At 70.9% G+C, this 18,021-nt stretch carries 19 protein-coding genes; 11 read left to right on the top strand and 8 right to left on the bottom strand.

All coding sequences use genetic code 11. The features are described 5' to 3' along the window. Nucleotides 1-3: 3 nt before the first annotated feature. From dnaJ to dnaK, 3 genes are read right to left on the bottom strand one after another with little or no spacing between them, the layout of a single operon-like run. On the bottom strand, nt 4-1,182 hold the full coding sequence (dnaJ, locus tag OIE67_RS45335; protein ID WP_106246115.1) for a molecular chaperone DnaJ: 1,179 nt from the start codon (nt 1,180-1,182) through the stop codon (nt 4-6). Between the two features lie 22 nt (nt 1,183-1,204). Then, a complete protein-coding gene (grpE, locus tag OIE67_RS45330) occupies nt 1,205-1,795 on the bottom strand; it encodes a nucleotide exchange factor GrpE (protein WP_326632228.1) in 591 nt (196 codons plus the stop codon). Beyond that, nucleotides 1,795-3,669 carry a molecular chaperone DnaK gene (dnaK, locus tag OIE67_RS45325; RefSeq protein WP_106246118.1) on the bottom strand — a complete coding sequence of 625 codons (1,875 nt, stop codon included), beginning with the start codon at nt 3,667-3,669 and terminating at the stop codon, nt 1,795-1,797. Before dnaK ends, grpE begins: the two co-directional genes overlap by 1 nt. Before the next feature lie 138 nt (nt 3,670-3,807). Between dnaK and OIE67_RS45320 the strand changes: the two genes are divergently transcribed. Both OIE67_RS45320 and OIE67_RS45315 read left to right on the top strand, forming a co-directional pair. After that, nucleotides 3,808-4,359: an RNA polymerase sigma factor gene (locus OIE67_RS45320; protein WP_326632225.1), complete on the top strand. Its 552-nt coding sequence runs from the start codon at nt 3,808-3,810 to the stop codon at nt 4,357-4,359. Then, nucleotides 4,352-5,488, top strand: coding sequence for a hypothetical protein (locus OIE67_RS45315; protein ID WP_326632223.1), 1,137 nt, complete (start codon nt 4,352-4,354; stop codon nt 5,486-5,488). Before OIE67_RS45320 ends, OIE67_RS45315 begins: the two co-directional genes overlap by 8 nt. A 315-nt stretch (nt 5,489-5,803) precedes the next feature. On the opposite strand, the gene OIE67_RS45310 is transcribed toward OIE67_RS45315, so the two are convergent. Then, nucleotides 5,804-6,247: a hypothetical protein gene (locus tag OIE67_RS45310; RefSeq protein WP_326632222.1), complete on the bottom strand. Its 444-nt coding sequence runs from the start codon at nt 6,245-6,247 to the stop codon at nt 5,804-5,806. 126 nt (nt 6,248-6,373) lie between these two features. On the opposite strand from OIE67_RS45310, the gene OIE67_RS45305 reads away from it, so the two are divergent. From OIE67_RS45305 to OIE67_RS45285, 5 genes are all read left to right on the top strand, one after another. Beyond that, complete coding sequence (locus OIE67_RS45305; protein ID WP_326632220.1) at nt 6,374-7,255, top strand: proline dehydrogenase family protein; 882 nt, start codon at nt 6,374-6,376, stop codon at nt 7,253-7,255. Nucleotides 7,256-7,299: 44 nt separating this feature from the next. Beyond that, nucleotides 7,300-8,094, top strand: coding sequence for a pyrroline-5-carboxylate reductase (proC, locus tag OIE67_RS45300; RefSeq protein ID WP_106246122.1), 795 nt, complete (start codon nt 7,300-7,302; stop codon nt 8,092-8,094). Between the two features lie 115 nt (nt 8,095-8,209). Next, nucleotides 8,210-9,556, top strand: coding sequence for an efflux RND transporter periplasmic adaptor subunit (locus OIE67_RS45295; protein ID WP_326632217.1), 1,347 nt, complete (start codon nt 8,210-8,212; stop codon nt 9,554-9,556). Continuing rightward, entirely contained in the window at nt 9,553-10,269 is a 717-nt protein-coding gene (locus OIE67_RS45290) for an ABC transporter ATP-binding protein (RefSeq protein WP_326632215.1), read from the top strand. Before OIE67_RS45295 ends, OIE67_RS45290 begins: the two co-directional genes overlap by 4 nt. Before the next feature lie 46 nt (nt 10,270-10,315). Beyond that, entirely contained in the window at nt 10,316-11,500 is a 1,185-nt protein-coding gene (locus OIE67_RS45285) for an ABC transporter permease (RefSeq protein ID WP_326632212.1), read from the top strand. Nucleotides 11,501-11,584: 84 nt separating this feature from the next. Here OIE67_RS45285 and OIE67_RS45280 read toward each other — a convergent pair whose 3' ends face one another. The 4 genes from OIE67_RS45280 to OIE67_RS45265 form a co-directional block, all read right to left on the bottom strand. Then, a complete protein-coding gene (locus OIE67_RS45280; RefSeq protein ID WP_326632210.1) occupies nt 11,585-12,328 on the bottom strand; it encodes an ABC transporter permease subunit in 744 nt (247 codons plus the stop codon). After that, complete coding sequence (locus OIE67_RS45275; protein ID WP_326632209.1) at nt 12,325-13,215, bottom strand: ABC transporter ATP-binding protein; 891 nt, start codon at nt 13,213-13,215, stop codon at nt 12,325-12,327. Before OIE67_RS45275 ends, OIE67_RS45280 begins: the two co-directional genes overlap by 4 nt. A gap of 80 nt (nt 13,216-13,295) precedes the next feature. Next, entirely contained in the window at nt 13,296-13,964 is a 669-nt protein-coding gene (locus OIE67_RS45270; RefSeq protein ID WP_326632207.1) for a response regulator transcription factor, read from the bottom strand. Beyond that, a complete protein-coding gene (locus tag OIE67_RS45265) occupies nt 13,961-15,100 on the bottom strand; it encodes a sensor histidine kinase (protein ID WP_326632205.1) in 1,140 nt (379 codons plus the stop codon). The genes OIE67_RS45270 and OIE67_RS45265 overlap by 4 nt, the downstream gene beginning before the upstream one ends. A gap of 151 nt (nt 15,101-15,251) precedes the next feature. On the opposite strand from OIE67_RS45265, the gene OIE67_RS45260 reads away from it, so the two are divergent. The 4 genes from OIE67_RS45260 to OIE67_RS45245 all read left to right on the top strand — a co-directional run bounded on the left by OIE67_RS45260 (nt 15,252) and on the right by OIE67_RS45245 (nt 18,000). Beyond that, nucleotides 15,252-16,415 carry an acetoin utilization protein AcuC gene (locus tag OIE67_RS45260; protein ID WP_181307990.1) on the top strand — a complete coding sequence of 388 codons (1,164 nt, stop codon included), beginning with the start codon at nt 15,252-15,254 and terminating at the stop codon, nt 16,413-16,415. Nucleotides 16,416-16,428: 13 nt separating this feature from the next. Next, nucleotides 16,429-17,217 carry a phosphatase gene (locus tag OIE67_RS45255; protein WP_326632203.1) on the top strand — a complete coding sequence of 263 codons (789 nt, stop codon included), beginning with the start codon at nt 16,429-16,431 and terminating at the stop codon, nt 17,215-17,217. A 306-nt stretch (nt 17,218-17,523) separates the two neighbouring features. Beyond that, on the top strand, nt 17,524-17,727 hold the full coding sequence (locus OIE67_RS45250) for a helix-turn-helix domain-containing protein (RefSeq protein ID WP_043629748.1): 204 nt from the start codon (nt 17,524-17,526) through the stop codon (nt 17,725-17,727). Between the two features lie 174 nt (nt 17,728-17,901). Continuing rightward, a complete protein-coding gene (locus OIE67_RS45245) occupies nt 17,902-18,000 on the top strand; it encodes a 30S ribosomal protein bS22 (RefSeq protein WP_018654693.1) in 99 nt (32 codons plus the stop codon). The last annotated feature ends 21 nt before the right edge of the window (nt 18,001-18,021 follow it).

Here is an 18,021-nt window from a genome sequence, read left to right as displayed (position 1 = left end):
GGCTTACTCGCTTCTGGCTCGCTGTATGAGCTCGGCCCGCGGGTCCTCACTCGCGACCGCGGTGCTGAACTCGTTGAGCAGCTCGCGCGACTTGTCGTCGAGCGTCTTCGGCACGACGACCTCGACGCTGGCGAGCAGGTCGCCCTTCGTTCCGTCCTTGCGGGTGACGCCCCTGCCGCGCACGCGGAACGTGCGACCGTTGGGAGTGCCCGCGGGAATGCGCAGCGTGACCGGCATGCCCTTGAGGGTCGGCACCTTGATCTCGGCGCCCAGAGCGGCCTCCGAGAACGTCACCGGCACGGTGATCGTCAGGTTGTCGCCCGACCTGCCGAACACGGCGTGCGGCTTGACGTGCGTCTGGATGTAGAGGTCGCCCGCCGGGCCGCCGTTCTCGCCCGGCGCTCCCTTCGCCTTGAGCTTGACCCGCTGGCCGTCGGCCACCCCCGCGGGAATGCGCGCCTGGATGGTGCGGGTGCTCTTGGCCCGGCCGCTGCCCTCGCACACGGGGCAGGGGACGTCCACGATCAGCCCGCGCCCCTTGCAGTCGCGGCAGGGCTCGGAGAAGGCGAAGTTGCCCAGGTTGCGGCTGGCCGCGCCGGTGCCCTCACAGGTGGGACAGACCCTGGGGGTCGTGCCCGCCTTGGCGCCGGTGCCGGTGCACGCCGCACAGGCGGCGGAGCTGGTCAGCCGGAGGGACACGGTGGTGCCCTCGACCGCTTCGGTGAAGGTCAGCGTGACCTCGGACTCGATGTCCTGGCCACGCCGCGGCCTCGACGTGGTCGTGGTGCGGGTCGATCCGCCCCGGTTGAACAGCCCGCCGAACAGGTCGCCGAGCCGCTCGCCCGCACCCCCGGTCTGGCCGCCCTGCTGGGCGGTGCCGCCGAACAGGTCACCGAAGTCGAACGGGAAACCGCCACCGCCCGGCCGCTGGCCGCCCACCCCGGACCCGAACAGCGTGCGCGCCTCGTCATATTCCTTGCGGCGCTTGGTGTCCGACAGGACGTCGTACGCCTCGGAGACCTCTTTGAACTTGGTCTCCTTGGTCGCGTCGCCCTGGTTGGTGTCGGGGTGGTACTGCCTGGCCAGCTTGCGGTACGCCTTCTTGATCTCGTCGGCGGTGGCGGTCTTGGGCACACCAAGGACGGCGTAGTAGTCCTTTTCCAGGTAGTCCTTGGTGCTCATCTACGGCCCTTCGTCCTTGTGATCAGTTGTCGTCGTCATTGGACGCGGCTGGGGCGTCCTCGGGTTCGGCGACGGCCACCCGCGCCGGGCGCAGCACCCTGTCACCGATGCGGTATCCGAGCTGCAGCACCTCGACGGCGGTCGGCTCGCTCACCTCGGTCGAGTAGCTGTGCATCAGCGCCTCGTGGACCGTCGGGTCGAACGGGTCGCCCTTCTGCCCGAAGGAGCTGAGGCCCAGCTTGGTGAGCGCCGACTCCAGCGACTCCGCCACCTTCGCGAAGCCGCCGGTCAGCTCGCCGTGGTCGCGGGCCCGGCCGATGTCGTCGAGCACGGGAAGGAGGTCCGACAGGGCCCCCGCGACGGCCTGCTCGCGCACCGCGACGCGGTCGCGCTCGACCCTGCGGCGGTAGTTGGTGTACTCCGCCTGGAGTCGCTGCAGGTCTGCGGTCCGCTCGGCGAGCTGGGCCGCCAGCTCGCCATCCTGCGGCTCGAGCACGTCGCCCGGCACCTCCTGTGGCGCCGCCGGCGCCTGTCGAACCTGGCCCGTCTCCGGGTCGATCTTGCGGTTGTCGCGGATCACCGGCTCCTCGTGCCCGTTTTCACGCGGTGGCATCACTGGTCCTTCTTCGGCTGGTCGTCGTCGACGATCTCGGCCTCGACCACGTCGTCGTCGGCCTTCTGGTCACCCTGGCCGGTGGTGGCGTCCTGCGGGGCGCCCTCGGGGCCGGCCTGCTGACCCTGGCTCTGAGCGTAGATCGCCGAACCCATCTTCTGGCTGACGGTGGCGAGCTTCTCGGCCGAGGTGCGGATGACGTCGGTGTCGGTGCCCTCCAGAGCCTTCTTCAGCTCGGCCAGGGCATCGTTGACCTCGGTCTTGATCTCGCCGGGGACCTTGTCGTCGTTCTCGCGGAGGAACTTCTCCGTCTGGTAGGCCAGACCGTCCGCGTTGTTGCGGACCTCGGCCTCCTCGCGGCGCTTCTTGTCCTCCTCGGCGTACGACTCGGCCTCGCGCATCATCCGCTCGATGTCGTCCTTCGGCAGCGCGGAGCCGCCGGTGATCGTCATCGTCTGCTCCTTGCCCGTGCCCAGGTCCTTGGCGGAGACGTTGACGATGCCGTTGGCGTCGATGTCGAAGGTGACCTCGATCTGTGGGATGCCGCGCGGCGCCGGCGCGATGCCGGTCAGCTCGAACGTGGCCAGCTTCTTGTTGTACGAGGCGATCTCGCGCTCGCCCTGGTAGACCTGGATCTGCACCGACGGCTGGTTGTCCTCGGCCGTGGTGAAGACCTCGGAGCGCTTGGTCGGGATCGTCGTGTTGCGCTCGATGATCTTGGTGAAGATGCCGCCCTTGGTCTCGATGCCCAGCGACAGCGGGGTCACGTCGAGCAGCAGGACGTCCTTGACCTCGCCCTTGAGCACGCCGGCCTGCAGGGCGGCGCCGATGGCGACGACCTCGTCCGGGTTGACGCCCTTGTTGGGCTCCTTGCCGCCGGTCAGCTCCTTGACCAGCTCGGAGACGGCGGGCATGCGGGTCGAGCCGCCGACGAGCACCACGTGCGCGATGTCGGCGACCTTGATGCCGGCGTCCTTGATGACCTGGTGGAACGGGCCCTTGGTCCGCTCGAGCAGGTCGGCGGTCAGCCGCTGGAACTCGGAGCGGGTCAGCTTCTCGTCGAGGTGCAGCGGACCCTCGGAGGAGGCCGTGATGTAGGGCAGGTTGATGTTGGTCTCGGACTGGCTGGACAGCTCGATCTTGGCCTTCTCGGCCGCCTCGCGCAGGCGCTGGAGCGCCATCTTGTCCTTGGCCAGGTCGACGCCGTGCGCGTTCTGGAAGCGCTTGACGAGCTCGTCGACGACGCGCTGGTCCCAGTCGTCGCCGCCCAGGTGGTTGTCACCGGAGGTGGCCTTGACCTCGACGAAGCCGTGGCCGTCCTCCTGGCCGACGTCGAGCAGCGACACGTCGAAGGTGCCGCCACCGAGGTCGAAGACCAGGATCGTCTGGTCCTGCTCCTTGTCGAGCCCGTAGGCGAGCGCCGCCGCGGTCGGCTCGTTGATGATGCGCAGCACGTTGAGCCCCGCGACCGTGCCGGCCTCCTTGGTGGCCTGGCGCTGGGCGTCGTTGAAGTAGGCGGGGACGGTGACCACCGCGTCGGTGATCTTCTCGCCCAGGTAGGCCTCCGCGTCCTGCTTCAGCTTCTGCAGCACGAACGCGCTGATCTGCTGCGGGGAGAACTTCTTGCCGTCGATCTCCTGGGACCAGTTGGTGCCCATCTCCCGCTTGACGGAGCGGATCGTCCGGTCCACGTTGGTGACGGCCTGCCGCTTGGCGACCTCACCGACCAGGACCTCGCCGTTCTTCGCGAAGGCGACCACGGACGGCGTGGTCCGCGAGCCCTGCGCGTTGGCGATGACGGTGGGCTCACCGCCCTCGAGGATCGAGACGACGGAGTTGGTCGTCCCAAGGTCGATACCTACCGCACGTGCCATGAGTACGTCCTTGTGGTCAAAGTTGAGTCTGTTGGACTCAACCTATGGATGCGTGTCGTCTTTGTCAAACGACTTGAGCCTACCCGACTCAACCCTCGTGAGCGTGAAAGCATTCCTGAATTCCGGGCAAGAACGGGCGTGACAGTGCACAACTCACGTAACGGACCCGCGCGGTTAGGGGTTCCGCCCGATCTCTTCGACGCCCACTTCGCGGAGATCCACCGCTACATCGCGCGCAGGCTCTCCGCGGACGTCGCCGACGACCTCGCCGCCGAGGTCTTCGTGGTGGCCGTGAGTGGCGGGTACGACGCCGCGATGGGCGCGGTCAGACCATGGTTGTACGGGATCGCGACCAACCTGGTGGCGCGGCACCGGCGTACCGAGATCAGGCGGTGGAAGGCCATCAGCCGGGCGGCCGAGCGCGAGGCCGCCGGCCATGAGGACGAGGTGCTCGACCGGGTCGCCGCCGCCCGCTTCGCCCGGCCGCTGGCGGGGGCGCTGGCCGGGCTGAAACCGCGCGACCGCGACGTGGTGCTGCTGGTCGCGCTGGCCGGGCTGAGCCACGCCGAGGTGGCGGCCGCCCTGGAGATCCCGTACGGAACCGTCGCCTCCCGCCTGAACCGGGCCCGCAAGCAGCTGCGCGCGGTGCTGGGCGATGTGAATCCGCTGAAGGAGGACGTCGATGGATGAGCTCGAGCTGCTGAACCGCGCCCTTCCCGACGCGCGCCCGCCGGCTCCGGAGGTGGTGGCCCGCGCCCGTGCCCGGGTCGCGAGCGGGACACACGCACCGGGACGGGCAGGCGTACGGGCGACGAGGCGGTGGATGCGGGCGTGGTGGGCCGCGCCGGTCACCGTGACGGTCGTGGGGCTCGTCTTCGCCCTCGTGACGAACCTGGCCCCGCCCTCCGCCCCTGTGCTCACGCGCCCGAACCAGGCGCTCTACGACCTGGCGGACCGGATCGAGCGGCTGCCCGCGGAGAAGGGCGCCTACTGGCGCGCCGTGGAGCTCTGGGGATCCTACGTGTACGCGCCCGGCGGATACACGTTCCTGAGCACCTTCCGCCAGGATCGGTGGCTGCCGCGTAAGCCCGGCGGGCCGAAGCTCCTCGTGTCCCGGCCCGGCTACATGATGAACCCGCTCACGGAGGCGGACGAGCGAGCCTGGCGGGCGGCGGGATCGCCGGACAAGATCACGGTCCAGTGTGGCGACGGCGGGTTCTGCGGCGAGGTGGAGATCAAGGGGGGGCATGACTACTGCAGCTACACCCGGACAGACACCAGAGGAGGCGTGAGCGAGAACGTGTTCTCTCGCCTGACCGTGGCCGAACTGGCGGCTCTGCCCACCGGTCAAGACGCGCTCATGGCCTGGCTGCGCGCCTTCCACAAGGAGTGGGCCGGCCGCGACGCCAAGCCGGCGTTCGAGGAGTTCCTGCCCGCGGCCTCCAACCTGCTGGCGGCGCCGATCGGCCCGGCGCAGCGGGCCGCGCTCATCCGCCTGCTGGCCGCCTCGCCCCTCACCAAGGTCGTGGGCGAGGTGCGAGGCCCCTTGGGCGGAAGGGGGTTGTCGCTGGACTTCGGGGAGCTCGACCACGTCTTCAGCGAGCAACTGTCCCGGAAGCCGTTCCCCTACCAGCGGCGGATCATCGACGTCAGCACAGGGGAGTGGCTCGCCGACGTCTCCTACGCGGGCCGCGCGATCGGCGGCGAGGCCAAGGGGGCGCCCCTGATGTTCGCCGCCCGCCACGTGAGCACCGGCTGGGCCGAGGGGCCGCCCGTCCCGCCGAAGGGGTGCAAGGAGATGAAGACGGTGAGCGGCTGAGGGACGTGGGCGGACCCCGGCGCGGTGGGCGCGCACCGGGGTCCGCGTAGGAGATGGCTCACGTGACCCGGGCGTTCATGCCCTCCAAGGGAGTGCGACCTCGCCGGCGGCGGGCCCGGCGGCGGGGTGTTCTGATCGATGTATCGCAACAAATCGATCATTTGTCACTACGGTTGTCCGTAAGTGGACATGTCAGGACTTTGCGCCGTCACTTCGGGTCGTCACCGGCCGACGTCGCCTCGGTCGGCACGGGGCGCTGTCACCGGGGCGCTGTCACCGGGGCGCTGTCACTGGGGCACCGTCACCGGGACACCGTCACTTCGCGCCGTCCACGAGCTTCCGCTTGCCGAGGGCCTTCTTCAGGGTGACCGTCGTGGTCTTCTCGATCGCGATCATGATGCAGGACACGTTCTTCGCCTTGCGGCCGGTGCCCTCGTACAGGGTGACGGTGACCCGCTTGCCCGTCTCCTTCACCTTGACCCGGTCGAGCACCGTGCACGGCTCCACCCCCGACCACCAGGTGAGCTGGACCTTGCGGCCCTTCGAGACCGGCTTGGCCTTGGTCCAGCGGACCTTGTGGACGTTGAGGGCGTCACCCGTCGGCTTGACCGCCTCGGGCGGCTTCGTGGGAGAGGTGGTGACCGGCTCCGACACGACGGGAGGCTTCTCCGGGGTCGAGGAGGAGGCCCGCTCGACCGGCGGGGTCGTGCCGCAGCCCGCGGCGAGCACCAGGCATCCGGTCAGGAGAGTCGCTGTCATTGTCCGCATACCCCTACGACGGACCGCGCCCGCCGCCGGTTCAACTCCCCGGCCGGATCCTGGTCAGAGCAGGAGTTGCGAGGTGGCGGCGCACGATCGGCAGGCCGACTGATTAGTGTGGATCGTGTGCTCCGTCAGGCCATGCTCGCCCTCTCCAAGAGCCCGCGCGCCGAGCGGCTCGTCACCACCTCACCGCTGACCGCCGACGTGGTCAGGCGCTACGTCGCGAGCGACGTCGGCGCCGTCGTCGGCGCGCTGACCCGCCAGGAGCTGCTCGTCAGCGTCGACCACCTCGGCGAGGGGGTGACGGACGAGGACCAGGCCGGGGCCGCCGTCGCCACCTACGTGTCGCTGCTCGACCTGCTGCCCGCCGGCGCCGACGTGTCGGTCAAGCTCACCGCGCTGGGCCTGCGGCTCTCCCAGCGGCTGGCCACCGCCAACGCCGCCGCCATCTGCGCGGCGGCCGAGGCGAAGGGCGTCACGGTCACGCTCGACGCCGAGGAGCACGACACGATCGCCGGGCTGCACGCCGTGCACGCGGTGCTGCGCAGGGAGCATCCCGAGGTGGGCGTGGTGGTGCAGGCCTACCTGCCCGACTCGCTCGACCGCTGCGAGAAGATCGGGGCCGCCCGCGTACGGCTCTGCAAGGGCGCCTACACCGCCCCCGGCGGCTACCGCAGGACCGCCGACATCGACCGCTCGTTCGTCCGGTGCCTGAAGGTCCTCATGGCCGGCACCGGCTACCCCATGGTCGCCACGCACGACCCGAGGCTGCTGCGCATCGCCTCCACGCTGGCCGTGCTCGACGGCCGCGACACGACGGGCTTCGAATACCAGATGTTGTACGGCGTGCGCCCCGAGGAGCAGACCCGCCTGGCCGGGCTCGGCTCCCGGGTGCGCGTCTACGTCCCCTACGGCGCCGACTGGTACGCCTACCTGATGCGCCGCCTCGCGGAGCGCCCCCGCAACCTGGCCTTCTTCCTGCGCTCCCTGGTCTCGCGGCGGTAGCGGATAGGCTGCCAGACCAGCGTTCCACTCATCGAGGGGCCGAAATGATCGCGATTCTGGGCACGGGCAAGATGGGCGAGGCCCTGCTGTCCGGGTTGCTGCGCGCCGGGCTCAAGCCGGGCGACATCATGGCGACGACCCGCAGGGCCGAGCGCGCGCAGGCGCTGCGTGACGCCTACGGCGTGCGCACCGTCTCCAACGCCGAGGCGGCCAAGTCCGCCGACACCCTCGTCCTCGCGGTCAAACCGCAGGACATGGCGACGCTGCTGGCCGAGATCGCCCCCTACGTGGCTCCTGAGCGGCTGGTGATCAGCGCCGCGGCCGGCATCACCACCTCCTTCGTCGAGCAGCGGCTCGGCGTCCAGGTGCCGGTGGTGCGGGTGATGTCCAACACGCCGATCAAGTTCGACGAGGCGATGAGCGTGATCTCGGCGGGGGCGCACGCCACCGAGGAGCACCTCAAGCTGACCGAGGGGCTGCTGGAGCCGGTCGGCAAGGTGCTGCGCATCCCCGAGTCGCAGCAGGACGCCGCGACGGCGCTGTCCGGCAGTGGCCCGGCCTACTTCTTCTACCTGGTCGAGGCCATGGTCGACGCGGGCATCCTGCTCGGCATGCCGCGCGCCGCCGCCCTCGACATGGTCACCCAGTCCATCGTGGGGGCCGCGGTGATGCTGCGTGACTCGGGTGAGCATCCGGTGATCCTGCGTGAGGCCGTCACGTCGCCGGGCGGCACGACGATCGCGGCCATCGCCGAGCTCGAACGGCACAGCGTGCGCGCCGCCTTCCTGGCCGCCATCGAGGCCGCCCGCGACCGCGGCCGCCAACTCGCCTCCGGCTGACCCCTGCGCCCGGTCGGCCACCGCGCCCGGCTGACCGCCTGTGCCCGGCCACCCGCGCCCCAGCGACCGAGCGGGCGCTTGTGAGGGCGGCGGGCCCGGCTCCTACGATGGGGCCGTGACGGTCCGACGCGGGGTGGCCCCGCTGCTCGTCCTGTTAGCACTGACCGGCTGCACGGCCGAGGAACCCGCGACCGTCCAGGTCGCCGAGGTCCGGCGGGCACCGGTCACCGAGGTCGTCGAGGCGCCCGCCACCATCGGCGCGCGCGCCTCCGCGACACTGCGCTCTCCCGCCCAGGGCACGATCGCCAAGCTGCACGTCAGCGAGGGCGACCGCGTCCGCAAGGGCCAGATCCTGGCCAGGATCCGCTCGCCCCAGGCCCAGGACCAGCTCAGCCAGGCCCGCCGCGCGTCCAGGATGCCGGCCCCGGCGAGCTTCGGCGGCGACGTCCGCCTCCCGTCCCTCGACACCGGCGCGTTCGACCGCCAGGTGGCCGCCCACTTCGCCAAGGCCCGCCAGGAGGCCAGGAAGGTGAAGGACCAGCAGGCCCGCAGGCAACTGCTCACCGCGATCGGGCTGGCCCAGACCCAGCACAGGGCGCAGACGAAGGCGCTGGCCTCGATCACCGCCCAGCTCAACCGCTCGATCAGCGGCGTGCTGAGCGGGGTGACGAGCGGCCTGTCCAGCTCCATGGCCTCGCTCCAGGCCGCCTCGCGCACGCAGGCGAAGGCCGCGGTGAAGGCGGCCGAGAGCACGGTGAAGTCACTGACGATCAAGGCGCCGTTCTCCGGCGTCGTCAGCCTGGGCCGTGTCTCGGGCGGCGGCGCGCCGGGCGGGGTCGAGAGCCTGCTCGGCCGGCTGCCCGGCGGCGGGCAGCAGCTCCCGTCCGTCCCCTCGGGCGGATCCGGCTCCGGCTCTCCTGTCGCGATCGGCGTGCCGGTCTCGCCCGGCGACTCCATCGTGACCGTGACCGACGTGTCGCGGCTCACCCTGGACGCCGACGTGGACGAGACGGACGTCCTGCTGGTACGCGAAGGGGTCGAGGCCGCGGTCGAGCTGGACGCGGTCCCAGGAGCCACGTACACGGCCGTGGTCACCGGCATCGGCGTCAATCCCATGGAGGGCACGACGGGCGGCGTCAGCTACCCCGTACGCCTCAGGCTCGGCCGCGGCGCCTTCGACGACGGCGCCAAGGCCCCCGCCCCCAAGCCGGGCATGAGCGCGGTCACCAGGCTGACCGTGCGCGAGTCGCCGTCGGCCGTCTCGGTGCCCGCCTCGGCCATCGTCTCCAGCGGGCGCGAGAGCGTGGTCTGGGCGGTGGCGGACGGTGTCGCGCGGCGGCGCGTGGTCAAGCTCGGCGCCCAGGGCGACGCCGTGGTGGAGGTGCTGAACGGGGTGTCCGTGGGCGAGCGGGTCGTGGTCAAGGGCGCGGACTCCGTACGGGAGGGGCAGCGGCTGCCATGACCGCACCCGCCATCGAGGCGGTGGACCTCACCCGCCGCTACCAGCTCGACGGCGTGGCCGTCGAGGCGCTGCGAGGCGTCTCGCTCCGGATCGACCAGGGCGAGTTCACCGCGATCGTGGGCCCGTCCGGGTCGGGCAAGTCCACGCTCATGCACCTGCTGGGCTGTCTCGACCGGCCCTCCTCCGGCGTGCTGCGGATCAACGGGGTGGACATCGCCCGGCTGTCCGACGCCGCGCTGGCCGAGCTGCGCAACCGGACGATCGGCTTCGTCTTCCAGTCCTTCCACCTGCTGGCCAGGACCACGGCGCTGGACAACGTGGCGCTGCCGCTGGTCTACCGGGGGCTGGGACGGGCCGAGCGGCGCGCCAGGGCCCGCGCGGCGCTGGAGTCGGTGGGGCTGGGGCACCGGATGGACCACCGGCCCTCGCAGATGTCCGGCGGGGAGCAGCAGCGGGTGGCCATCGCCAGAGCGTTGGTCGGCGAGCCGAAGGTGCTGCTGGCCGACGAGCCGACCGGCAACCTGGACACCGCGAACGGGGCGGAGGTGATGGCCATACTCGACCGGCTCAACGCGGGCGGCGGCGTGGCCGTGGTGCTCGTCACGCACGAGGCCGAGGTCGCGGCCCACGCCAGGCGGCAGGTCCACGTACGGGACGGCCTGATCGAACGGATCCACCTGCGGGACGGCCTGGCAGCGGACGGCGGCCCGTGACGGCGGCGCGCCGGCTCCCCGGGCCCGCCGGGACGGGGAGGAGGCCGTGAACGCGACCGAGGCGCTGGTCATGGCGATGGAGGCGCTGCGGGTGAACCGGCTGCGCAGCGTGCTGACCATGCTCGGCGTCATCATCGGCGTGCTGGCCGTGGTGATCCTGGTGGCGATCGGCACGGGCGCCAAGGATGAGATCGAGCGGCAGATCTCCGGCCTCGGCACGAACATCATCCTCGTCGTCCCCGGCCGGATCAGCCTGGGCGCGGCGCCGACGCAGAGCAAGCTCGGCCTGGCCGACGTGGCCTACGTGCGGCGGGTGGTGGGCGACCCGTCGAAGGTGACGGTCTCGCTGCAGTCGGGCGAGACCGTGCGCGTGGGCAGGACCGAGGTGTTCGTCACGGTGATCGGCACCGACCAGAACCTGGTCAACATCTTCGAGCGGCCGGTCGCCAAGGGCCGCCCGCTGAGCGAGACGGACGTGGACACCCGCCGCCGGGTCGCCGTGCTGGGCTCCGAGGTGGCCGACCGGCTGTTCGGCGACCTGGATCCGATCGGGCGGCAGGTGACGGTCGCGGGCGCCAGGTTCAGGGTGGTCGGCGTGTACGCGACGGTGGGGCAGACGTTCGGGCTCTCCCGCGACCAGGAGATCCACATCCCGGTGACGACGGCGCAGCGGCTGCTCGGGATCGAGCGGATCAACGGGCTCGCGGTCGGCGCCTCGGGCCCCGACGAGATCGACCCGCTGTCGGACCGGGTGACGGCGGCGCTGCGCGACCGGTATCCGGGCGAGCAGTTCTCCGCCGTCACGCAGACCGCGCTGCTCGGCACGATCGGCAGCGTGCTGGGCATGCTCACCGGCGTGCTCGCGGCCATCGCGGGCATCTCGCTGCTGGTCGGAGGCGTCGGGGTGTCGAACATCATGCTGGTCAGCGTGCGCGAACGCACCCGGGAGATCGGGCTGCGCAAGGCGCTGGGGGCCAGACAGCGCGACATCCTGGCCCAGTTCCTCATCGAGGCGGTGCTGCTGACCACGATCGGCGGGCTCGTCGGGATCCTGCTCGGGGTGGGCGGCGCGCTCGCCATCGAGGCGTTCACCGAGGTGCCGGCCTCGATCACCTGGTGGTCGATCGCGCTGGCCTTCGGGGTGTCGGCGGCGGTCGGGGTGTTCTTCGGCGTGGCGCCGGCGCGCAGGGCGGGCCGGTTGGATCCGGTGATCGCCCTGCGTGCCGAGTGAGTCGGGAGCGGGCCGCAGGCGTCGCGGCGACCCGAGGCGGAAGATCGGCTCAGGCGTCGCGGCGGTCCGGGGCAAGGGAACGGCTCAGGCGTCGCGGCGCTGGAGCAGCACGGCGCCCGCGGCGACGGTGACGGCGATCCACACCAGGTAGACGCCGAACCCGCTCCACGGCCCCAGCGCGCTGTCGCCCCGGACCGGCAGCACGATCATCATGCCGGCGTTGGTGGTGAAGTAGTCGGCCACCGTCCTGCCCCACTGTCCCGGCAGCTGGTACATCAGCTGCGGCAGCACCAGCATCAGCGCGATGGCCGACACGATGGCCCCGGGCGTGTGCCGGATCAGGACGCCGAGGCCCAGCCCGAACAGGCCGCAGGCGGTCAGGTAGAGCGCGGATCCGAGCGCCGCCCCCGCGACCGCGCCCGGATCGACCGACGGCGGCTGGGCGATGAGCAGGCCCAGCAGGATCGAGACGGCCGAGGCGACCGCCGAGACGACCAGCGCCGTCGCGGTGAAGACCACGATCTTGCCGGTGAGCAGGCGCATCCGCTTCGGCACGGCCATGAGCGAGGTGCGGATGCCGCCCGTCCGGTACTCGCTGGAGATCACCAGGGCGCCCAGCGTGGCCATGGCGAGCGAGGCGAACATGTTTCCCACCAGGCTGAGCTGGATCGCGGTCGCGGCGGTGACCGGCTCGTCGACGCTGCCCTTCTGCGCGGCGTTGATGAGCGCACCGATGCCGATCAGCAGGATCGCGGCGGCCGCCAGCGTCCAGACGGTCGAGCGCACTGAGCGGATCTTGGTCCATTCGGACCTGAGGATGTCGGTCATGAGGAGAACTCCAGGCTGTCCTTGGTCAGCTCCATGTACGCCGCTTCGAGCGAGGGACGCACGAACGTCAGCTCCTCCAGCGGTATGCCGGCCCGCGCGGTGAGCGTGCCGATCTCCAGCGTGCTCATCGCGGTGACCCGCAGATGGTCGGGGTGCAGCTCGCCCACCTTGACCAGGTCGGCGACCTCGGCCAGCCGGGGCGAGCGGATCCGTACGTAACCCTGCGAGCTGCGCCCGATGAACTCGGCCACGCTCGTGTCGGCGATGAGCCGCCCCTTGCCGATCACGATCAGGTGGTCGGCGGTCTGCGCCATCTCGCTCATGAGGTGGCTGGAGACGAACACCGTCCGCCCCTCGGCCGCCAGCCGGCGCATGAACGTGCGGATCCACAGGATCCCGTCGGGGTCGAGGCCGTTGACGGGCTCGTCGAACAGCAGGATCTCTGGATCGCCGAGCAGCGCCGCGGCGATGCCGAGCCGCTGCGACATGCCCAGCGAGAACCCGCCGACCCGCCGCCCGGCGACCTCGCGCAGGCCCACGGTCTCCAGCACCTCGCCGACCCGGGAGGAGGGGATGCCGTTGCTCTGTGCGATGGCGAGCAGGTGGTTGCGGGCGCTGCGTCCGCCGTGCACGGCCTTGGCGTCCAGCAGCGCGCCGACCTTGCGCAGGGGATGCCGCAGCTCCGCGTACGGCCGCCCGCCCACGAGCACGGAACCGCCTGAGGGCCGGTCGAGGCCGAGGATCATGCGCATCGTGGTTGATTTGCCCGCGCCGTTGGGTCCGAGGAAGCCGGTCACCTGACCCGGCTCGACGTCGAACGACAGATCCGCCACGGCGAGGGTCCCGCCGTAGCGCTTGCTCAGGTTCGTTGCCCGGATAGCGGTCATGGTCACAGCCTGCCGTCGCGCTGCTCCGATCACCTCCTGCCCCGGGACCGTTCGCACCGGCGTGATCTAGGACCCTGGTCCTACTCTCCTGGGTGGATCAGACCCGCCTCGTACGCGACGATCACGGCCTGGGCCCGGTCCCGCACGCCGATCTTGGCGAACAGGCTCGTCACGTGGTTCTTCACGGTCGAGGGGGAGACGGACAGGCCGGTCGCGATCTCCGCGTTCGACCGGCCGCGGGCGATCAGGACGAGGATCTCCCGCTCGCGGTCCGTCAGCCCGGACAGCACCGCGGGGGCCTGGCGCGGAGGTGAGGTGCGGACGTACGTGCCGATGAGCCGGGTCAGCAGGCGCGGCGCGACGGCCGACTCGCCCCGGTGCACCACCCGTACGCCCTCGATCAGCTCCTCGGGGGAGACGTCCTTGGGCAGGAAGCCGTCCGCGCCCGCGCGCAGCGCCGCGACCACGTTCTCGTCCAGGTCGAACGTGCTCAGCGCGAGCACCCGCACGCCGGGCAGCTCCCCGGTGATCAACTCGGTCGCGCGCACGCCGTCCATGCCCGGCATGTGCAGGTCCATCAGCACCACGTCGGGCCGCAGCCGCCGGCTCAGGTCCACCGCCCGCTCGCCGTCGCCCGCCTCGCCGACCACGCTCAGGTCGGGCTGGGCGTCGAGCATGAGCCGGAAGCCCTTGCGCACCAGCTCGTGATCGTCGACGAGGAGCACCTCGATGGGGCCGGCGGCGGTCATGCCCGCTCCAGGGGGAGGCGGGCGTGCACGCGGAATCCTCCCTCCAGCCGGGGGCCGGTGGACAGCTGGCCCCCGCACAGGGCCACCCGCTCGGCCATGCCGCCGAGCCCGAACCCCGGCGTGCCCTGGTCCTTCTTCAGGCCGTCGTCGAGCACCTCGACCTCCACGGCGGCCGGTTCGTAGGCGAGCAGCACGCTGGCCCTGGCGCTGACGGCGTGCTTGCGCGTGTTCGTCAGGGCCTCCTGCACGATCCGGTAGACCGCGTGGTCCACGGTGGCGGGCAGTTCGACCGGCTCGCCGGTCACGGTCAGGCTGGCCGGCAACCCGGCCGACCTCGCCTCCTTGATCAGCGCGGGCAGTCGTTCCGCGCCGACCCCGGTCGCCGCGTCGGGGCCCTCCTGGCCGTCGGCCCGCAGCACGTCGAGCAGGCGGCGCATCTCCGACATGGCCTGCCTGGCGGTCTGCTCGGCGCTCTCCAGGGCGTTCCTGCTGACCTCCTGCTCCGGCGGCAGCGTCGCCCGCGCGCCGCCGACCAGGGCGTTGATCACCGTGATGTGGTGCGCCACCACGTCGTGCAGCTCCCTGGCGATGCGCCGCCGCTCGGCCCTGACCGCGGCGTCGGCGGCCTCGCGCAGGCCGCGGTCCTTCAGCTCGGCCCGCAGGCGGACGAGCTGGCCGAGGCCCACGGTGGCGCCGACGGTGAACAGGGACACCAGCCAGAGCCCCTGGCCCTCCATGCCGAACGTCATGACGGCGGCGGCGGCGACGTACGCCGCCGCCGAGGTGATCGCGGTGGTCCGGCCGCTGGTGTAGCGGCCCACGCTGTAGAGGGCGATGAGCGTGGGGAAATTGGTGTTGGTCACGATCCCGCTCAGGATGAACACCGCGTCCACGGCGAGGACCAGCGCGACGGTCGGCACCGGGTGGCGGCGGCGGGTGAGCAGCAGCGCCGTTCCGAGCAGGTAGTGCAGGGAGGCGTTCGGGGGGACCTGCACCTCGCCCCGGCCGATCATCAGCAGGGGCCCGAGGACCGCGGGGAAGGCCAGCACGATCACCAGCGTCCGGTCGAAGACGACCGGACGTCTGAAGAACCCGGGGATCCGGCCGATCTTCCGTAAGATCCGCGCGATGCGCACGATGACACCATAAGTCACGACTTCCGGGTGGAGCTTGAACGTCTCCGGCCGCCGAACCGGGCTGTGCCGCCGCGGAACCCGCGCCACAGCGGGAGGTCCGTGGCTGCGGTAACGTCGGCGCAAGGCGAGGCAGCACGTGGAGGGGTTGGGCATGAGCCGGTCGGCACGGGTGATCTGGGACGACGCTCTCACCTCCTACGACTTCGGCCCGAGCCATCCGCTCGCCCCCGTGCGCGTCGAGCTGACCATGGCCCTGGCCCGCGAGCTCGGTGTCCTCGACAAGGTCGAGCTGGCAGGGTGCGAGCCCGCGAGCGACGACGAGCTGGCCCTGGTCCACGATCGCCCCTACATCGAGGCCGTCAAGCGCGTGTCCGTCTCCGGCCGGGCCGATCTCGGCGTGGGCCTGGGCACCACCGACAACCCCGCGTTCAAGGGCGTCCACGAGGCCTCCGCGCTGATCGCCGGCGCCACGCTGGCCGCCGCCCGCGCCGTCCACGAGGGCTCGGCCGAGCACGCGCTCAACATCGCGGGCGGGCTGCACCACGCGATGGCCGCCACGGCCAGCGGGTTCTGCGTCTACAACGATCCGGCGCTGGCCATCGCCTGGCTGCTGGAGCAGGGCGTGAGCCGCATCGCGTACGTGGACGTCGACGTCCACCACGGCGACGGCGTGCAGGCGGCGTTCTACGACGACCCCAGGGTGCTGACGATCAGCCTGCACGAGAGCCCGCGCACGCTGTTCCCCGGCACCGGATTCCCCCAGGAGACCGGCGCCGAGGGCACGGCCGTCAACGTGGCGCTGCCCGCGGGCTGCGGCGACTCCGGCTGGCTGCGCGCCTTCGACGCGGTGGTGCCGCCGCTGCTGCACGAGTTCGGGCCGGAGATCCTGGTGACCCAGCACGGCTGCGACAGCCACGCGCTCGACCCCCTGGCCAACCTGATGCTCAGCGTGGACGGCCAGCGCACCGCGTACGCCGCCCTGCACCGCCTGGCCCACGAGACGGCCGGCGGCCGGTGGCTCGCGACCGGCGGAGGCGGCTACGAGCTGGTCCAGGTGGTGCCGAGGGTGTGGACCCATCTCATCGCCGAGGCGGCCGGGCACCCGATCGATCCGGCCACGCCGACGAGCGAGGAATGGCGCCGGTTCGTACGCGAGCGCACGGGGGAGACGCCACCGCTCACCATGACGGATGGGCGCAAACCGGAATTTCATCACTTCTCTGATGGTTATGATCCTGCGGACCCCATTGACCGTGCGGTCATGGCGACCCGGCACGCGGTGTTCCCCCTGCACGGCCTCGATCCGATGCCCTGACGAGGAAGATGCAGTGCTCAGTCGCGACGAACTCCGTGAACAGCTTGTCCAGACCCGGATCGCGGGCGATGTCGCGACCTCCCGCGAGAACAACCTCGACCACTACAGCAGTCTCGCGAACGGCGACGCCTACTATGCGCTGGGTCTGACGTTCGACCAGCCGTGGTCCTACCGCGACATCCTGGCGCTGATGGCCAAGTCCGCCGGCGTGGTCGCCGACCCGGGCCACCGCTGGGGCCAGGACACCATCGACCCCGAGCTGACCATCGACGCGATCGACGCGATGGCCGAGCGCATCGCCGCGGTGCTGGCCCGGCCGGGCGCGCGGCTCCTGTTCGCCACCGGCCACCCCACGGGCCTGCTGGCCGTGCACCTGCCGCTGGCGGCCCTGTGCGTGGCGAAGGGCGCGCGGCTGCTGACGCCGGGCGAGGGATGGACGTACGCGGGGTCGGGTTTCGGCCGGCCGCGGCGGATCAGATACCTCCAGGACGTCGCCATGCTCGACGACAAGGGCGCGCTGGTGCACACGCACGACGCCGACCCGATGCGGCACATGCTCGGCGAGCTCGACGGCGACCTTCCCGACCTTGTGATCGCCGACCACGGCTGGGCGGGAGCGGCAGGAGAGGCGGGTGTGCCGACTGTGGCCTTCGCCGACTGCAACGACCCCGGGCTCTTCGTCGGGGAAGCGGAAGGCAAGATTGACGTCGTCGTGCCACTCGACGACAACGTGCTACCCCGCTACTACGCTCCGTTGACCGATCGATTGGTCACAAGAGTCTCACAAGCCCTTCCTGTCTAATTCGGTCCTCCCCATACCGTCTTTTCGCGCCTGCATTCCAAGAGGCTCGCTGTCCCTTTGCCAACTTTTGACAGGGCTCCGGCGACTCTTATGTGTGGCAACTTGGACAGTTCCAACGTCCAGGTGAGGTGCTCGGCCGGGCTGCTGGCCAGCGATTTTGCTGGTTCGGCTGACAGGTGGCTCCGGCAACTGAGAAAATAGGGGGTTTGCGCACTCGGAGTCCCGACTTACGCTGACGGCAGTACACGTGCGTGAGCAATGGCACCAGTGGGGATAACCCGGAAACACGTGCGGAAGAGGCGTCCGATGGCTGCAGGCGAAAGACCTCTCAGCGAGGTGAAGTTCCTGACCGTCGCAGAAGTGGCGACGGTCATGAGGGTGTCCAAGATGACGGTGTACCGGCTCGTCCACTCCGGCGAGCTGCCGGCCATCAGAGTCGGCCGCTCGTTCAGGGTGCCTGAGCAGGCGGTACACGACTATCTGCGGGAGGCCTACATCGAGGCAGGTTGATGTAGCGACACGCCCGGTCGTGTCGTGAATGCTGTCGCGGGAGAGGCCCGGTTGCCGCTGATGCGACCGGGCTCTCGCCCCCCGATGGGCGATCTACCGTGGATCGCCGGTAGTCTGTGAGCCGGTGTGCGCTCGCACATCGATTCAGACTTGCTATCAGTACCTGGGGGTCCCGTGGGCTCTGTGATCAAAAAGCGCCGCAAGCGGATGGCTAAGAAGAAGCACCGCAAGCTGCTCAAGAAGACGCGCATCCAGCGGCGCAACAAGAAGTAACCGACGCAGCTGCGAGGCGCT

It is taken from the genome of Nonomuraea fuscirosea (assembly GCF_035917475.1).
In the GTDB taxonomy this organism is placed as follows: domain Bacteria; phylum Actinomycetota; class Actinomycetes; order Streptosporangiales; family Streptosporangiaceae; genus Nonomuraea; species Nonomuraea fuscirosea.
This window is presented reverse-complemented; position numbering and strand designations above follow the sequence as displayed.